This window comes from Pseudonocardia oceanicola (assembly GCF_047200735.1).
Taxonomy (GTDB): domain Bacteria; phylum Actinomycetota; class Actinomycetes; order Mycobacteriales; family Pseudonocardiaceae; genus Pseudonocardia.
This window is the reverse complement of the sequence record NZ_JBJZON010000012.1, coordinates 95999-112465: the sequence shown is the minus strand read 5'-3', so window position 1 is coordinate 112465 and position 16467 is coordinate 95999. Positions and strand designations below refer to the sequence as shown.

The following is a 16467-nucleotide window of genomic DNA, read 5'->3' as shown; positions in this document are numbered from 1 at the left end:
GGGGCGGCGGCTCAGACGGCCGCGGCCACCACCGAGGCGATGCGGCCGGCGGTGGACTCGGCCAGCTCGAGGGTGCCCGCCTCGACCATCACGCGGACCAGCTGCTCGGTGCCCGAGGGCCGCAGCAGCACCCGCCCGGTCTCGCCGAGCTCGACCTCGGCCGACGCCACCGCCTCGGCCACCGCGGGCGACGCCGCGACGGCCTCCTTGTCGGCCACCTTCACGTTCTGCAGCACCTGGGGCAGGGGCTGCACCACCGCCGCGAGCTCCGCCAGGGACCGGCCGGTCTCGACCATGCGACCCATCACGCGCATCGCGGTGAGCAGCCCGTCGCCGGTGGTCGCGTGCTCGGGGAGCACGACGTGCCCGGACTGCTCGCCGCCCAGGGTGAACCCGTGGGCCCGCAGGTCCTCGAGCACGTACCGGTCACCGACCGCGGTGGTCCGCAGGGTGATGCCCGCCGCCTTCATCGCCAGGTGCAGCCCGAGGTTGCTCATGACGGTGGCGACGAGGGTGTCCTCGGCCAGCTCGCCGGATTCCTTCATGGCGAGCGCGAGGATCGCCAGGATCTGGTCGCCGTCGACGATCCGGCCCTCGGCGTCGACGGCCAGGCAACGGTCCGCGTCGCCGTCGTGCGCGATGCCGAGGTCGGCGCCGTGCTCGACCACCGCCGCCTGCAGCGCGTCCATGTGGGTGGACCCGACGCCGGCGTTGATGTTGAGCCCGTCCGGCGCGGCGTGCAGCGCGACGACCTCGGCCCCGGCCTTCGCATAGGCCGTCGGCGCCGCCGCCGAGGCGGCCCCGTGCGCGCAGTCGACGACGACCTTCAGGCCGGTCAGCGGGTGCGGGGTCGCGACGAGCAGGTGGGCGACGTACTGGTCGAGCGCCTCCGGCAGCTCGCGGACGCGGCCGATGGCCGCGCCGGTCGGCCGGGTCCAGGCGGCGGCGAGGCCCTGCTCGATCTCGAGCTCCAGCGCGTCGGGCAGCTTGTGCCCGCCGGCGGCGAACAGCTTGATCCCGTTGTCCGGCATCGCGTTGTGCGAGGCCGAGATCATCACCCCGAGGTCCGCACCCAGCGAGTCCACGAGGTGGGCGACCGCGGGGGTGGGCAGCACGCCCAACCGGACCGCGTCCGCGCCGGCGGACGCCAGGCCGGCGAGCACGGCGGCCTCGAGCATCTCGCCGCTGGCGCGGGGGTCGCGCCCGACGAGCGCGACGGGCCGGTGCTCGTCCCCGGCGGCACGGTGGGCGGCGAGGACACGGGCGGCCGAGGCGGAGACGGAAACGGCGAGCTCCGGGGTGAGGAGCTCGCCGTTCGCCAGGCCCCGGACGCCGTCGGTTCCGAAGAGTCGACGCATCCGGTACCGGATCAACGCTTCGAGTACTGGGGCGCCTTGCGGGCCTTCTTGAGGCCGTACTTCTTGCGCTCGGTGGCGCGGGCGTCCCGGGTGAGGAAGCCGGCCTTCTTCAGCGGCGGGCGGTCCTCGGAGTCCACCTCGACCAGCGCGCGGGCGATGGCCAGGCGCAGCGCGCCGGCCTGACCGGAGGGGCCGCCGCCGTGGAGGTTGGCGAAGACGTCGAACCGCTCGGTCTTCTCGACCGTCACCAGCGGCTCCTTGATGAGCTGCTGGTGCAGCTTGTTCGGGAAGTAGGTCTCGAGCGACTTCCCGTTCAGCCGGAACTGCCCCGAGCCGGGGACGAGCCGCACCCGGACCACGGCCTCCTTGCGGCGACCGACGGTCTGCACCGGGCGGTCGGAGACGACCGGGGCCTCGACGGCGAACTCGTCGGCCCCGCTGATCTCGCCGGCCTCGGTCTCGTCCGTGTCGTACGACGCGGCGTCGCCGATGGTGTAGTCCAGGGTGTCGCCGGCCTCGGAGGTGTAGGCCTCCTGCTCGGGCGACTCGGGGGTGCTCACGCTCTGTCCCTCTTCGTTGCTCTCGGGGTAGGTCACTGCGCGACCTGGGTGATCTCGAACGGCTGCGGCTTCTGGGCCGAGTGCGGGTGCGACGGGCCGGCGTAGACCTTGAGCTTCTTGGCCATCGCCCGGCCGAGCCGGTTCTTGGGCAGCATGCCCTTGACGGCCTTCTCGACCAGCCGGTCGGGGTGCGTCTCGATCATCTCGCCGACCGAACGCTGCTTGAGACCGCCCGGGTAGCCCGAGTGCCGGTAGACGAACTTGTCGTCGCGCTTCTTGCCCGAGACCGCGACCTTCTCCGCGTTGACGATGACGACGAAGTCGCCGGTGTCCATGTGGGGCGCGTAGGTCGGCTTGTGCTTGCCGCGCAGCAGGGTGGCGGCGTGGGTGGCCAGTCGACCGAGCACCACGTCGGTGGCGTCGATCACGTGCCAGGCACGGGTGATCTCACCGGGCTTGGGGCTGTACGTGGGCACGGGTCTACCTCGTCGTTCTCGGGCTCGGGAGCTGCCTCGAAGTCAGTCTCTCTGGGCAGTGCGCCGGTGCGGACGCCGACCGACCACCGGCCTGGGCCGGAGGCGACGCGGGTCTCCACCCGTCGCACAACGAACAGTCAGGGTACCCGCCGCTCGGAACGGAGGTCAAAACGCCCCCTCCGGGCGGCGAACTCCCTGTGGGGAACGAGGGTACGCGCCCCGCTCCGGACTCCCCACGCGGGGGCGGGGCGCGCGGCTCGGGGCCGACCGTTCAGGCCCAGCGGCGGGCGTTGGCCTGCTCGACGCGGCGGTAGCCCTCCTCGGCGCGGCCCAGCGCCTCACCGATCCGGGCGAGCACGGCGGTGAGGTCGGCGGCGGCCACGTCCCACTGCTTCTTCCGGGCGGCGTAGTCCGTCGCGGCCTCGCCCTCCCAGCTCACGACCAGCGGCGCCAGCTCGCGCCGCAGGTCGTCCAGCCGCGCGGTGATCCGCGCCGCGGTCCCGGTGACGGCGGTGCGCGCCGCGGCCAGCTCGGCGAACGTGACCCTGATCTCGCCCACGGTCCCGCTCCCCTCAGCCCAGTGCCGCGCGGATCGCCGAGAGCGAGGCGGACTGCTCCTCCTCGGCCTGCCGGTAGGTGCGTCCGGACCCGCTGATCGCCTCGCCGATGCCGCGCAGGGCGGCGGAGAGCGCGCGGGCGTCGGCGTCCCAGCGGGCCATCAGCGCCTCGAACGTCGCGGCGGCCTCGCCCCGCCACGTGCCGGCGAGCGGCGTGAGCCTCGACCGCAGCGTGCCGAGCTCGGCCTGCACCTGCTCGTCCGTGTCCACGACCCGGGCGCCGGCCCTGGCCATCTCCTCCGGTGTGGTGCCGAACCCGCCGGCCCCGGTGGTCCCGCTCGTCATGAGGTCCTCCCTGGTCTGGTGCGGCGAGCCTGGCAGCGCGGGGCCCGGCGGCGGGCCGGTTCGGCCGGGGCGTTCGCGATGGTGAACGCGCGCTCAGCCCCGGACCCGCACCGACGCGACGACGACGGCGCACGCCCGCTCGACGGCCGCCGACCCGCCGGGCGGGTACCGGCAACCGACGCTGATCTGGTCCGTGCCCTCGAGCCGGACGTGCCACTCCACCGTGGCGGGCCCGCCGATCTCGCGGTAGCGCAGTGCGCCGCCCTCCTCCCGGAAGCCCTCCAGCCGCACGCCGGTCGCGACCGCGCGGTCGTAGCGCTCCCGCAGCTCGGCGCGGGCCCGCGCGCCCTCGGTGCCGGCGTCGTAGCCGAGCGGGGTGCGCTCGACGGCGACGAGCCCCGTCCCGTCGGGCTGCGCCACCGGCGCGAGCAGGGTGCGGCGGTGCTCGGGGGCGCCGCCGACGTGTGCCCAGCCCACCGGCACGGCGAGCTCGTAGCCGTACTGGACGAGGCGGTCCGCGGGCAGCGGGCCGGGCAGGAGGAGGCCGAGACCGAGCAGGCCGACGGCCGCGACGACGGCCCCGACGGCGGCGAGGACGGTGCGCCGCCGCCGGACCGGCGGGGGCGGCGGGAGCGGTGGGCGCGGCGCGGCGCGGTCCTCGGGCTCCGCCGCCCGTCGCGGGGGGTCGGGAGTCGCGAGCAGCGCCGCCACCTCCGGCCGCGGGGCGACCGTGACGGGCGCGACGCCCGCCCGGTCGAGCAGTTCGGCGAGCAGCGGGGTCCGCGCCACCCCGCCGACCAGCAGCACGGGCTCCGGCCGGCCGGCGATCCCGGCCGTCGCGTCCACGATCCGCCCCAGCAGCGGCGTCAGCGCGGCCCGCACCTGCTCGGCGGTGACCCGGACCCGCCCCTCCTCCGTGCCGATGGTCGCCGCGGGCAGCAGCGACAGCGTCTCGCGGAGCTCCCGGACGTCGGCCTCCCGGCGGGGCGGCGCGGGCAGCAGGGTCCGCACGGCCGCGTCGAGGTGCAGCCCGCCGACCGGGATGTGGCGGACCGGCCGCCCGTCGCGCAGGACCCGGGTCCCGCCCGCCCCGGCGTCGACGACCAGGCCCGGGAGGTGCGCCGGGCGGAGCGCCCGGGCACCGGGCAGGAGGGCCGCGGCGGCCGCCCCCGGCGGGACACCGGCGGGGAGGACCCCGAGCAGCACCGGCCGCCCCTCCTCCCGGCCCGCGACGCGCGTCCCGCCCCGACCGGACTCGACGGGGCAGGTCACGGCTGCTCCTGCGCCGTCGGGCACCCCCGAGAACCCCGGCCGCTCACGGTTCCGCCCACGCCACCTGCACCAGGCGCGGGCCGCCCCGCCGGTCGACGAGCAGGCCGCGGCCCGGTGGCTGCGGTCCGGCACGGACCGCGCCGACCAGCGGCCCCTCGTCCGGGCTGCCGTGCATCACGAGCGCGGGCCCGCCCAGCTCCCGCAGCCGCCCGACGACCGGGTCGAACAGCGCCCGGGAGGCCCCGCCGGCGCGTCGCGCGACCACCAGGTGCAGCCCGACGTCGGCTGCCTGCGGCAGGAACTCCGCCAGCGGCGCCAGGGGATCCGGTGCGGTCGAGCCGGGCGGGGCGACGAGGTCGTGATCGTCGACGAGCACCCAGACGTCGGGGCCGGACCACCAGTCCCGCGCGGTGAGCTGCTCCGGGGTGACCTCGGGCCCGGGCAGGCGGCGGCGCAGTGTCCCGGCGAGCTCGCGCCCGGCGTCGGCGATCGCGGTGGCGGTGCCCGCGTGCTCGATCACGTGGCTCGCGGGCAGGGCGCCGAGCAGCGACCGCCGCGGGTCGATCACCACGATGCGCGCGCGTTCCGGCGTGTGCCGCGCCGCGATGCCCCGGGCCAGGAGTCGCAGCAGTCCCGTCTTGCCGCTGCGGGCGTCGGCGAAGCAGAGCAGGTGGGGTTCGGCGGGATCGAGCAGGACCGGCTCCAGCCGCTCCTCGTCCAGCCCCAGCGGGATGCCGCCGAGGCTGCTGAGCAGGGGCTCCGCGGGTACGAGCGCCGGCAGCAGGCGGACCGGCGGGAAGGCCGGGCCGGGCCGGTGGCCCGGTGGGCCGGGGGCGGCCAGGACCATCGCGTCGCCGTCGGGGGTGAGCCCGTGACCGGGGCGCGCGGGCACGCCGGCCGCCCGGCGGCGGTCCACCTCGGAGTCCCCGGGCTCGCCGAGCCGCAGCTCCAGCCGGGTCCCGAGCTGGTCCTTCAGCGCCGGCCGCAGCTCGCCCCAGCGGCCGACCGACACCGCGAGGTGGATCCCGTAGGCGAGACCGCGGGCGGCGATCGCGGCCAGCCGCGCGCCGGGGTCGGCGCCGCGCGTGCCGACCGGCCCGGCCGGCACGGCCGATCCCGCCGGCTCCGCGGTCAGGGCGCCGTAGCCGTCGACGACGAGCAGGACGTCCGTCGCCGGTTCGTCCGCCAGGTCCCCGGCGGCGCGCCGGGCCCGGAACTCCTCGACCGAGCCGACGCCCGCCGCGCGGAACCGTGCCTCGCGCCGCGCCAGCAGCGCGTCCACCTCGGCGAGCGTGCGGCGCACGAGATCCGGTTCGGCGGCGACGGTGCCGACGTGCGGCAGCTCCGCCAACGCGGCGAGTCCCCCGCCGCCGAGGTCGAGCACGTGGACCCCGAGCTCGGTCGGGGTGTGCGCGCGGGCGAGCGCGGCGACGAGCGTGCGCAGGGCCGTCGACTTGCCCGACCGCGGCCCCCCGGCCACCGCGACGTGGCCCGCCGCGCCCGCCAGGTCGACGACCAGCGGGTCCCTGCGCTGCCGCGCGGGGCGGTCCACGAGGCCCACCGGTACCCGTAGCGCCGCCCCGGTCCCGAGGGCGTCGAGCGGGGGCGGCGCGTCGAGCGGCGGGAGCCAGACCCGGTGGGCCGCCGGGCCCCCGAGGGCGACGACGGCGTCGACCGCGGCCTCGAGGACGCACGCCCCGGCCGGCTCCGGGCACGGCTCGGGGGCGGTCACCGGCGCGGCGGTGAACCGGTGCGCGCGGGGTGCGACGGCGGCCCGGCCCGCGGGCGCCGCCCCGGACACGTACGCGCCACGGAACCGGACGAGCTGGTCGGTGCCCGCCGCGAGGATCGCCGCGCCGGGCGTCGGCGGCAGGGCGTGTGCATCGGGCACGCCGAGCACCGCGCGCGACTCCGAGGCCGAGAACGTGCGCAGCGCGACCCGGTAGGACAGGTGTGACTCCAGCCCGCGCAGCCGGCCCTCGTCGAGCCGCTGCGACGCCAGCAGCAGGTGCAGGCCGAGGGAGCGGCCGAGCCGTCCCACCCGCACGAACAGCTCGACCAGCTCGGGCCGGCGCGCCAGCAGCTCGGAGAACTCGTCGACCACGACCAGGAGCACCGGCAGCGGGGGCAGGTCCCGCCCGGCGGCCCGTTCGCGGTCGTACTCGGCGATCCCGGCGAGGTTCCCCGCGGACCGCAGCAGCTCCTGGCGGCGGGTGATCTCGCCCTCGAGCGCATCGGCCATCCGGTCGACCAGGGCGAGCTCGTCGGCGAGGTTGGTGATCACGGCGGAGACGTGCGGCAGGCCGGACAGGCCGAGGAAGGTCGCCCCGCCCTTGAAGTCGATCAGCACGAGGTTCAGCTCGGCGGGGCCGTGCGCGAGCACGAGGCCGACGACGAGGCTCCGCAGCAGCTCGCTCTTCCCGGAGCCCGTCGCCCCGACGCACAGCCCGTGCGGCCCGCTGCCGCCCCGCGCGGACTCCTTGAGGTCCAGCAGGAGGGGGCGGCCGGCGTCGTCGAGCCCGAGCGGGACCCGCAGCCGATCGGACGCGGACCGGGAGCGGCGCAACGCCGCCACGTCCGCCGCCCGGAGCCCCGGCAGCCCCAGCAGGTCGGGGAGGCCGTGCGCCGCGGGCCGGGCCCGCGCGGCGCCCGCGGGCCGGTACCGGGCGAGCCGGCGGGCGAGGGCGAGCGCCTCGGCGGCGTCGAGCTCGTCCGGGCGCGCGAGCGGGCCGGGCTCGTCGAGGCGCAACCGCACCACCGACGCCGACTCCCGCCGCGCCGCGGGCGCGCCGACCCGCAGCACGGTCACGCCGTCGGTCGCCGCCCAGGGGCCGGGGCCGTCGACCGGGCCGTCGACGACGACGAGCAGGTGCCGCGGCCCGGGCTCGGCGGCCCACCGCCGGCGCAGCTCGTCGGGGTCGCCGGTGATCATGCGGACCGACCCGACGGCGTCGCGGTCGACGGTGTGGGCGTTGTGCGGCAACCACTTCAGCCAGTCCCACGCGGCACTGTCGGTGAGCGCCGCGACGCCCGCGTCGGCCGGGCCGTGGGCGAGCACGAACCCGGCGACCACGGCCCGGGCGACCGCCCGCGCCCGCTCCGGAGGACCGTCGAGCCAGACCGCCGACGCCGCCCGCAGGTCCACGGCGACGGGCAGGTCCGGCACGACCGAGTGCCGGGCCAGCAGGCGGCGCAGCGCGCGGGCGCTCACCGGCTCGACGGCGTCGACCGGCCCGGTGCGCGGGGGCACGAGCGGGGTGGCGAGCCGCTGCGGGCCGAGGCCGACCCGGACGCGTCCGAAGTCCGCGTCGCCCGGCTCGCGCTCCCACAGCCGTCCGGTCGCGAGCACCTCCGGCCAGGCCGCCGGGTGCGGGTACAGGTCCTCGAGCGCCGCGCGCTGGGCCGCCGCCACCCGCCCGGCGCGCGCCCGCAGCTGGGCGAGGTAGCGCAGGTAGTCGCGGCGGTCCTCGTCCACCGTCGCGGTGCGCTCGGAGCCCCGGGCGGTGCCGCCGGTGAGCAGCATGCCGACCGAGGACAGGGCGAACATCCCGCCGAAGACCCACGCCGTCGGCTCGCCGGGGCCCATCACCCCGATCACGCCGAGCGAACCGAGGAGCATCGCGGCGGGCAGTGCCCGGGCGAGCAGCCCCGGCGGCACCGCGCGCTCCGGCTCGGGCGGCGGCTCCACCCGGATCTCGCCGGTGGGCAGCTGCGGCATCCGCCGGCGGCGCCGTGCGACCTCGACCGTCCCCACTCGTGCCCCACTTTCGCCGAACGGCCGCGGGCGGGCACCCGTCCGGCCGATACTGCGCGGGTGATGATCGCAACGCGGTGCGGCGCCGTGGGGCGGTTTCGTCGAAGTCGTGTCGGTGCGGTCGGTGCCGCGGCCGCTCGTGTCCGAGTCCTGGGAGGTCGTGCGTGGACGCCTACCGCCGGGTGACGGTGCTGGCCCCGGACCGCCGGCTCGATGTCGCGCTGCCCGCGGACCTCGCCGTGGCCGAGCTCGTGCCGATGCTGCGGGAGCTGCTGGGCGAACCCGTGCCGGCCGGCCGGGCCCCGGCGCCCTGGCGGCTCGACGGGCCGGCCGGGGCGCCGCTCCCGCCGGGCGCCACGCTCGCCCAGCTCGGGGTGCACGACGGCGAGCTGCTGCGGATCGGTCCGGCGCTCGCCCCACCCGCGCCCCCGCGATGGGACGACCTGCCGGAGGCCCTCGCCGCCGCCGTCGAGGCCGGAGCCCGCGGCGGGGACGATCCTGCCGGCGACGGGGCGCTCCCCCTCGCCGTCCTCGCCGCGACGACGGCCGCGTCCGGGCTGCTCGCGGCCGTGCGCGGGAGCGGGCCGCTCGTCGCCGGGGCCGCGGTGCTCGCCGGGCTCGGGGCGGCGGCGGGGGCGCTGGTGCTGGCGCGGGTGGGTGGGCCGGGTCGACCCCGGGGCCTCCTGCCGGCCCTCTGCGCCCTGCCGGCGGCGGCCGCGGCGGGGTGGCTGCTGGTCCCCGGCTCGCCCACCGCGGCGGCCCTGGGCGCGGGGCTGCTGCTCGCCCTGGCGGCGGCTGCGGCGCAAGCCGTCGTGCGGGTCGTCGCACCTCCCCTCGTCGCCGCCCTTCTCGTCGGGACGACGACGTCGGGTTGTGCCGCCCTGCTGCTCACCGGGGGCACACCGGCGGCCGCGGGTGCGGCGTGTGCCGCCGCCGGGCTGCTCGCCGGGCCCGCACTGCCCCGGCTGGCGCTGCGGCTCGCCGCGCTGCCCGCACCGGAGGTCGACGTGCCCGCACCCGGCGGGCCCGCTGCGCGGCCTCCGGAGCCGGTCGTCCTTTCCGCCGGGCCCACCTGCCACCCGACCACGGACGCCGCTCTCGCCCGCCGGCACCTCGCCGGTCTGGTTCTCGGCACGGCCGTCGTGACCGCGTCCGGCGCGGTGCTCGCCGCGACCGGCCCCGGCTGGTGGGGGCGGCTGCTGGCGGCCGCCGTGTGCGTCGTGCTCCTGCTGCGCGCCCGGGGCTTCGCCGAACCACTGCCCGCCCGCGCCCTGCAGGTGGCGGGGCTCCTCGGCGGAGCGGCCGCGACGCTGGCGGGGACCCTCGCCGCCCCGGCACCACTGCGGCTCCTGGCCGCGGCCACGGTCCTCGGCGCCGTGCTCACGGTGCTCGGGCCGCAGAGCCGTCCGCGCCGCTGCGGGCCGGTGGGCCGGCGCACCCTCGACCTCGCCGAACTCGTCCTGACCGCCCTGTGCGTCCCGCTCGCGGTGGCCGCGCTCGACCTGTTCGCGCTGGTCCGCGGATGGTGAGCGCGCTCGTCCCCGTCACGGCGCTGCTGATCGCGCTGGCGCCCGGGCCGGAGGGCGGGCTGAGCCAGGTGACCGAGTGCGTCGACGCGGGCGGCACCGGGCGGGGCGGCGGGCTACCGCTCGCCGGGGTGCACGCGCTGGCGGACGGCACCGGCGTCCGGGTCGCGGTGATCGACACCGGTGTCTCGCCGCACCCGCGCCTGCCGCGGCTCACCGGCGGCGGCGACTACCTGACCGGCGGCGACGGCCTCACCGACTGCGACGGCCACGGCACCGCGGTGGCCGGGCTGCTCGCCGCGGCGCCGGGCCCGGACGACGACGTCGTCGGCGTCGCGCCCGGGGTCGAGGTCGTCGCGATCCGGCAGGCCAGCCCGTCGTTCACGGTGACGACGGCGGACGGGGGCAGGCGGCCCGCGGGCGACACCGCGTCGCTGGCGGGAGCGGTGCTGCGTGCGGTCGGTCTCGGCGCCTCGGTCGTGACGATCAGCGAGGCGGTCTGCCTCGACGCCGCCCGCGCCGAGGTCGTCGGGCGGCCGCTGCGAGCCGCCCTGCAGGCGGCGCGGCTCGCGGACGTGCTGGTGGTCGCGGCCGCCGGCAACGTCGGCTCCGGAGGCTGCACCGGCGCCCCGGGCGAGGTGCCGCTCCCCGCCGCCGCGGGCTATCCCGGCGGCCCGGGGGTGCTCGACGACGGTGTGCTCGCCGTGGCCGCCACCACCGCCGACGACACCCCGGCCCCGTTCACCGTGCACGGCCCGTGGGTGGATCTCTCCGCCCGCGGGACCGGCCTGCGCTCGCTCGCCCCCGGAGCGGGACTGACCGGCCCGGACCTGCAGGGCACGAGCCTCGCGGTGCCGATCGTCGCCGGCGCGGCCGCAGTGGTCCGCCAGCGCTTCCCCGAGCTCGACGCGGCCGGCGTCGCCGAGCGCCTGGTCACCACGGCCCGGCGGGTCCCGGGCGGCCGCTCCGACGCGCTCGGCGCCGGCGCGGTCGACCCGCTCGCGGCCCTGACCGCGCTGAGCTCGCCCGATCCGCCGCGGCCCGCACCGGCCGTGGTCGCCGCCGGCCCGCCGTCGCCCCGGACCCCGGCATGGCTGCCGGTCGCCGCGGTCACCGCGCTGTGCGCCCTCGCGGCCGCCTCTCCCCTGCTGGCCCGCCGGCTGCGTCCCTGACCGCCCCGACCGACCCGGACCTACGGTGACCCGACCGCGCGGCGGGCGGCCGCGAGGTCGAGGCGGTCACCCTGCGGGAGGAGCCGCAGTGCGGCCTCGGGCGCGGCCGGGAGTGCGGGCGGCAGGCCGAGCGCGGCGGCGGTCCCGGCGTCCGCGACGCCGTGGACGACCCCGCTCGCCGACACCAGCCAGACCGTCCCGCCCCCGGTCGGCGACACCGCGCGCACCGGCCCGCCGCCGAGCAGCACGGCCGCGGCCGCGTCGCCGCCGGTGAGCGGCACCCGCACCCCCTCGGGAACCGCGGGGAGTTCCGCCGTCACGGTCACGCCGGCCCTGCCCCCGACCGTCGTCGCGCACAGGACACCTCCGTCCGACGACCACGCGGGCGTCCGCTCCGGCCACCCGGCGGTCGGCAGGGTGGGGAGCCGCGGGGCCTCGGCGACGACCGCCGGCGCGACCTCGCGCGGGCCGCGGCCGCCCTGTGCGCGCAGCACCTCGGCGAGGGTCGCCGGCACCTCCTGGATCGCGCCCGGCACGATCGCGAAGTGGGTGCGCTCGCCGTCGAGCCCGGTGGTCGTGAGGACGTCGCCGGGTCGGCCGGGCACACCGCGAGGGCCGGGCCCGTCGGGCAGGACCGGTGGTGCCAGCGCCGGTCCCTCCGGGATCGCGGACAGCGTCGGCGCGTCCACCCTCCTGGGCCTGACACCGGCGAGGCCGAGCCCCGCGGCCACCGCGGGATCGGTGCCCACCGCGTGCCGGACCCCGTCGAGCACCGCGAAGCGCTCGCCGCCGGGGGCCTCGACGAACAGTGCCGGCGCGGGTGCCGCGTCGGCCGCCACCGTCCCCACCAGCACCGTCGGACCGGGGAGGCCGCCGGGGCCGTCGGCCCGGTCCGGGCCGTCGCACACCGCCCACCGCTCGGGCACCGCGGGCCCGCCGAGCGCCACCCCCACGGCCCCGGGCACCACAGCCGGTGCCGTGCGTGCGGCACCGGCGAGATCCGCGTCCGGCACCATCCGCGGGTCGCCCGGCGGCAGCCCGAGGGCGGCCAGCACGAGTCGCCCGGCGACGGCGTCGGGCACCGGGACGAGCCGGTCCGGCGCGTGCGCCACCGCGTACACCGCCCCCGACGGCGTGCCCACCACCAGTGCCTGCCGGGCCCAGTCCGGCCGCGGCGCGAGCGCCGCCTGCACCGCCGCGGCCCCCAGCCCGATCAGGGCGAGGACGACACCGACGAACGTCGCCCGGCGCTGCGCGCGCAACTGCTCGTGCAGCGGTACCGGATCGGCCCGCACGAGCGCCGCCTCCAGGCGCCGCAGCCCGTAGCGGTGGGCGTCGGCCTGGTCGCGGGTCGCGGGCGGCAGGACCGGGAACGGCACGCCCGGACGCTAGCCCCGCGACCGGCCCGCCCGGGGCGGAACGGGAGAACTCGCGGCCCCGGAACTCGCGGCCCCGGAACCCCCGACTCGCGCCACCGGAACCCCCGACCCGCGGGAGCCCGGGGGACGGGGCGCGGCGCGGGCTACTCCGCCACCCCGATGTCCTCGTTCCACAGGTCGGGTCGGGCGGCGATGAACTCCTCCATGAGCCGGACGCAGCGCTCGTCGTCGAGCAGGGTCACCCGGACCCCGTGCCCGGCGAGCCAGTCGTGGCCGCCGGTGAAGGTCCGGCTCTCGCCGATGACCACCGCGCCGATGCCGAACTGGCGGATCAGTCCGCTGCAGTACCAGCACGGCGAGAGGGTGGTCACCATGGTGGTGCGCCGGTAGTCCCGCTGCCGGCCGGCGGCGCGGAAGGCGGCCGTCTCACCGTGCACCGAGGGGTCGTCGTCCTGCACCCGGCGGTTGTGCCCGCGGCCGAGCACCTCGCCGCCGGGGCCGAGCAGCGCCGCGCCGATCGGGATGCCGCCCGACGCCAGCCCGGCCCGGGCCTCCTCGAGGGCGATCTCCAGGGCGGCGACGGCATCGAGGGTCACGGCGTCAGCCTACGGACGTTCCCGGGCCCCGGCGATCGTGACGAGACCCCCCGTCCCGCTGATTAGGGTGGGGCACGTGGACACGCCCCCGGAGAACCCCGGCGCGTCCTCCGGCGACCCCCGCGGCGCCGCCCCCGGCCCGGTCGACGGCACCCTCGGCGCCGCGATCGACAGCCCGGCCGACGACCTGGCGCTGCTGCGGCGCTACGAGCCCGTCCTGCGCTACTCGAACGGGGAGCTGTTCCTGCCGGTGGCGGTGGGCGACTACGTCCGGCGCTGCAGCCTCTGGGAGGAGCCGCAGGACGACCGGAAGCGCCCGGGTGAGCCGCTCGTCCCCGCCGGGGAGCTCACCCTCGAGGGCCTGGGCGAGGCGGGCCGCCGCTACCGCGAGCGGCGCCTGCACCTGCGCTTCGTGCAGGAGACCCTCGGTGCCCGCGAGGTCCGGCGGTGGCGCCGCACCGAGCGCCCGCGGTTGGACGGGATCGGCCGGTTCGCCGCGGTGGGCGTGATCGCCCGGCTGATCGACGTCGTGCTGCGGCTGTCCCTGCTGGTCCGGGGCAAGGTGCCCAACGGCCTCGTCGCGGCCGCCCACCAGCGCACCCGCGAGCTGACCGGCGCGACCTACTACGGACGTGTCGTCCGCACCGCGGGCTACACCGTGCTGCAGTACTGGTTCTTCTACGCCTTCAACGACTGGCGCTCCACCTTCCACGGCGTCAACGACCACGAGGCCGACTGGGAGACCGTCGCCGTCTACCTCGTGCCGGACGGCGCGGGTGGGCTCGCCCCCGCCTGGGTCGCCGCCTCCACCCACGACGACCACGGCGACGACCTGCGTCGCCGCTGGGACGACCCGCTGCTCGACCGGGACGGCACGCACCCGGTGCTCTACCCCGGCGCGGGATCGCACTCGCACGCCTTCGTCGCCGGGGACTACGTGGTCAACGTCGGCCTCCCGGCGCTGCGCGCGGTGCTGCGCACGATCCAACGGGTGCGGCGCTGGCTGATGCCCTTCGCGCCCGAGCCCGCGACCGGCGGCTTCGACGTCCCGTTCATCGACTACGCCCGCGGCGACGGCGTCCGGCTCGGCCCCGGCGGGCGCTCGTGGACCGCCGTGCCGGTCGACGACGGCACCGGCTGGATCCGCGACTTCCGCGGCCTGTGGGGGCTCGACACCCGCGACTCGTTCGGCGGGGAGCGCGCGCCCGCCGGGCCCCGCTACGAACGCGACGGGACGGTGCGTCGCTCGTGGGCGGACCCCCTCGGCTGGGCGGGCCTGGACAAGGTGGCCGCCACGGCCGAGGAGGAGGCCGCGGCGCTGCAGGAACGGATGAAGGTCCTGCAGGCCCGGATCGACGAGCTGGAGTCCGAGATCGAGACCGAACGGGTCGGCGTCCGCGGCCTGCACGCGGAGCTGCGGTTCCTCGCCGCCCACTCCGACGCCGCGCCCGGCCGTCCGGCCCACCTGGAGGAGCTGCGGCGGCGGGAGGACCACCTGGCGGGGCTGGTGGCCGAGCAGGTCCGGCTGCGGGAGGAGATCGACGTCCAGGCCGACCGGCTGGCCGGGCCGCGCCCGCCCGGCCCGCCCGACGCCCACCTGCGCCATCCGCACCTGCCCTCCGTGGTCCACGCCGACTTCCGGTCCCGGTTCCTGCGGGTGTGGGCGGCGCTGTCGATCCCGGTGCTGATCGGCGGCCTCGGCGCGCTGCTGTTCTGGCCGCACCTGTCGACGCTGCTGTGGTTCGCCGTCGGCCTCGTGCTGTTCGCCGTGGTGGAGGCGGTGGCCCGGCGCCGGTCCGTCGAGTTCGCGGCCAGCCTGGCAGGGCTCGCGATCACCGCGCTCGTGGTCACCGGAGGGGTGGTCGCGCTGCTCTCCGGCTGGAAGATCGTGCTGGCCGGATCGCTGGCCCTGGCGGCGCTGGTCCTGCTGGTGGTGAACGTCAGGGAGCTCCGCGGGCGCTAAGCCTCCCCACCGGGGCCCGCCGGCGCCCGGAGGTTCCGGGTGGCCTCGGCCCGCGCGGCGAGCTCGGCGTCGGCCGGGTAGTCGACGCCGACGAGGGTGAGCCCGTGGGCGGGGGCGACCGCGACGCCCTGCCGCTCCCCCAGGGTGAGCAGCGCGGCGGGCCAGTCGGTCCCCCGACGGCCGCGCCCGACGTCGAGCAACGCGCCGACGAGGCTGCGGACCATGGAGTGGCAGAAGGCGTCGGCCGACACCGCCGCCGAGACCACCCCGTCGTTCGCGCGGGTCCACGCGAACCGCTCGAGCGCGCGCACGGTCGTCGCGCCCTCGCGGCGCTTGCAGAACGCGGCGAAGTCGTGCTCGCCGAGCAGCCGCTCCGAAGCGGCGTTGACGGCGTCGAGGTCGATCGGGTGCGGCCACGACAGGGTGTCCCGGGCGCGCAGCGGCTCGGCCCCGAACGGGGCGGTCGCGACGCGGTAGACGTAGTGCCGGCGCAGGGCCGAGAACCGGGCGTCGAACGCGGCGGGCACGGGCGTGACGGCCCGGACCCGGACGTCCGGCGGCAGGAACCGGGCGAGGCGGCGGACCAGCCGCGCCGGGTCGACGTCCGCGGGCAGGTCGGCGTGCGCGACCTGGCCGGTGGCGTGCACCCCGGCGTCGGTGCGGCCGGCCACCGTCAGCCGGACCTCGGTGCGCAGGATGCGGGCCAGGGCGTCCGTGAGCACGCCGCACACCGTGCGGCGGGTCGGCTGCACGGCCCAGCCGGAGAAGTCGGTGCCGTCGTAGGTGACGTCGAGTCGAGTGCGCACCTGCGCCGGAGAGGGGGCGAGCCCGCCACCGGTGCCGGTGGCGGGCTCGCTCGGGTACTGCGCGGTCACGCGGGAAGATCCTGGTCAGGCCTTCTCGGTGCCCTTGTCGGCCGCGGCGTCGGCCTGCTCCTCGGCCTTCGCGGACTCCTCGGCGTCGGCGGCCGGGGCGGTCGCCGCCTCGGCCTCCTCGATGGCCTCGGTGTCGGTCGGCTGCGGCTGGCCCGCGGCGGCCACCGTCTCCTCGGAGACGGCCTCGTCCGAGGCGGGCGCCTCGGCCGGCTCCTCCGTGCGCGCCTCCTGGGAGGCGGCAGCGCGGCGGGCCCGGTTGGCCTCGTCGGTGACGGTCTTCTGCTGGATCAGCTCGATCACGGCCATGGGGGCGTTGTCGCCCTTGCGCGGCAGCGTCTTGGTGATCCGGGTGTAGCCACCGTTGCGGTCCGCGTAGAACGGCCCGATCTCCTCGATGAGGCGGTGGACCACGCCCTTGTCGCGGATGACCTTGAGGATCTCGCGGCGGTTGTGCAGGTCGCCCCGCTTGGCCTTGGTGATCAGCCGCTCGGCGTAGGGCCGCAGCCGGCGGGCCTTGGCCTCCGTCGTGGTGATCCGGCCGTGCTGGAACAGCGCGGTCGCCAGGTTGGCCAGGATCAGCCGCTGGTGAGCGGGCGAACCGCCGAGGCGGGGGCCCTTGGTGGGCTGAGGCATG

The 16467-nt window shown here is 78.1% G+C and carries 14 protein-coding genes; 3 read left to right on the top strand and 11 right to left on the bottom strand.

Annotated features, from left to right (window positions below; translation table 11 throughout):
- Nucleotides 1-11: 11 nt before the first annotated feature.
- The 7 genes from glmM to eccCa form a co-directional block, all read right to left on the bottom strand.
- On the bottom strand, nt 12-1358 hold the full coding sequence (glmM, locus tag ACL02T_RS18525) for a phosphoglucosamine mutase (RefSeq protein WP_412831963.1): 1347 nt from the start codon (nt 1356-1358) through the stop codon (nt 12-14).
- A gap of 11 nt (nt 1359-1369) precedes the next feature.
- Nucleotides 1370-1801 carry a 30S ribosomal protein S9 gene (gene rpsI / locus ACL02T_RS18520; RefSeq protein WP_412832028.1) on the bottom strand — a complete coding sequence of 144 codons (432 nt, stop codon included), beginning with the start codon at nt 1799-1801 and terminating at the stop codon, nt 1370-1372.
- A gap of 149 nt (nt 1802-1950) precedes the next feature.
- Complete coding sequence (gene rplM, locus ACL02T_RS18515; RefSeq protein ID WP_412831962.1) at nt 1951-2394, bottom strand: 50S ribosomal protein L13; 444 nt, start codon at nt 2392-2394, stop codon at nt 1951-1953.
- A 271-nt stretch (nt 2395-2665) separates the two neighbouring features.
- Complete coding sequence (locus ACL02T_RS18510) at nt 2666-2953, bottom strand: WXG100 family type VII secretion target (RefSeq protein WP_412831961.1); 288 nt, start codon at nt 2951-2953, stop codon at nt 2666-2668.
- 13 nt (nt 2954-2966) lie between these two features.
- Entirely contained in the window at nt 2967-3296 is a 330-nt protein-coding gene (locus ACL02T_RS18505) for a WXG100 family type VII secretion target (protein WP_412831960.1), read from the bottom strand.
- A gap of 93 nt (nt 3297-3389) precedes the next feature.
- Nucleotides 3390-4568 carry a type VII secretion-associated protein gene (locus ACL02T_RS18500; RefSeq protein WP_412831959.1) on the bottom strand — a complete coding sequence of 393 codons (1179 nt, stop codon included), beginning with the start codon at nt 4566-4568 and terminating at the stop codon, nt 3390-3392.
- A 43-nt stretch (nt 4569-4611) separates the two neighbouring features.
- The gene (eccCa, locus tag ACL02T_RS18495) at nt 4612-8322 is read right to left on the bottom strand and encodes a type VII secretion protein EccCa (RefSeq protein WP_412831958.1); all 3711 of its coding nucleotides are present in this window, start codon (nt 8320-8322) and stop codon (nt 4612-4614) included.
- A gap of 164 nt (nt 8323-8486) precedes the next feature.
- Here eccCa and eccD point away from each other — a divergent pair, with 164 nt between their 5' ends.
- Nucleotides 8487-9851 (top strand): type VII secretion integral membrane protein EccD, encoded by a 1365-nt coding sequence (gene eccD, locus ACL02T_RS18490; protein ID WP_412831957.1) that lies wholly within the window; start codon nt 8487-8489, stop codon nt 9849-9851.
- Nucleotides 9845-11020 (top strand): type VII secretion-associated serine protease mycosin, encoded by a 1176-nt coding sequence (gene mycP, locus ACL02T_RS18485; RefSeq protein ID WP_412831956.1) that lies wholly within the window; start codon nt 9845-9847, stop codon nt 11018-11020. The genes eccD and mycP overlap by 7 nt, the downstream gene beginning before the upstream one ends.
- Before the next feature lie 20 nt (nt 11021-11040).
- Here the strand turns inward: mycP and eccB are convergent, their stop codons facing one another.
- Entirely contained in the window at nt 11041-12399 is a 1359-nt protein-coding gene (gene eccB / locus ACL02T_RS18480) for a type VII secretion protein EccB (protein ID WP_412831955.1), read from the bottom strand.
- 143 nt (nt 12400-12542) lie between these two features.
- Nucleotides 12543-12995: a nucleoside deaminase gene (locus ACL02T_RS18475; RefSeq protein WP_412831954.1), complete on the bottom strand. Its 453-nt coding sequence runs from the start codon at nt 12993-12995 to the stop codon at nt 12543-12545.
- 76 nt (nt 12996-13071) lie between these two features.
- Between ACL02T_RS18475 and ACL02T_RS18470 the strand changes: the two genes are divergently transcribed.
- Nucleotides 13072-14958 carry a hypothetical protein gene (locus tag ACL02T_RS18470; RefSeq protein ID WP_412831953.1) on the top strand — a complete coding sequence of 629 codons (1887 nt, stop codon included), beginning with the start codon at nt 13072-13074 and terminating at the stop codon, nt 14956-14958.
- Here ACL02T_RS18470 and truA read toward each other — a convergent pair.
- Both truA and rplQ read right to left on the bottom strand, forming a co-directional pair.
- Entirely contained in the window at nt 14955-15764 is an 810-nt protein-coding gene (gene truA / locus ACL02T_RS18465) for a tRNA pseudouridine(38-40) synthase TruA (protein WP_412832027.1), read from the bottom strand. The genes ACL02T_RS18470 and truA overlap by 4 nt on opposite strands.
- 84 nt (nt 15765-15848) lie before the next feature.
- Entirely contained in the window at nt 15849-16466 is a 618-nt protein-coding gene (rplQ, locus tag ACL02T_RS18460; protein ID WP_412831952.1) for a 50S ribosomal protein L17, read from the bottom strand.
- Nucleotide 16467 lies beyond the last annotated feature (1 nt).

Excerpts from the sequence above, each read along its gene's own strand:
- ACL02T_RS18505 (WP_412831960.1), bottom strand. The coding sequence starts at position 3,296 with ATGACGAGCGGGACCACCGGGGCCGGCGGGTTCGGCACCACACCGGAG.
- mycP (WP_412831956.1), top strand. The coding sequence starts at position 9,845 with ATGGTGAGCGCGCTCGTCCCCGTCACGGCGCTGCTGATCGCGCTGGCG.
- glmM (WP_412831963.1), bottom strand. The coding sequence starts at position 1,358 with ATGCGTCGACTCTTCGGAACCGACGGCGTCCGGGGCCTGGCGAACGGC.
- rplQ (WP_412831952.1), bottom strand. The coding sequence starts at position 16,466 with ATGCCTCAGCCCACCAAGGGCCCCCGCCTCGGCGGTTCGCCCGCTCAC.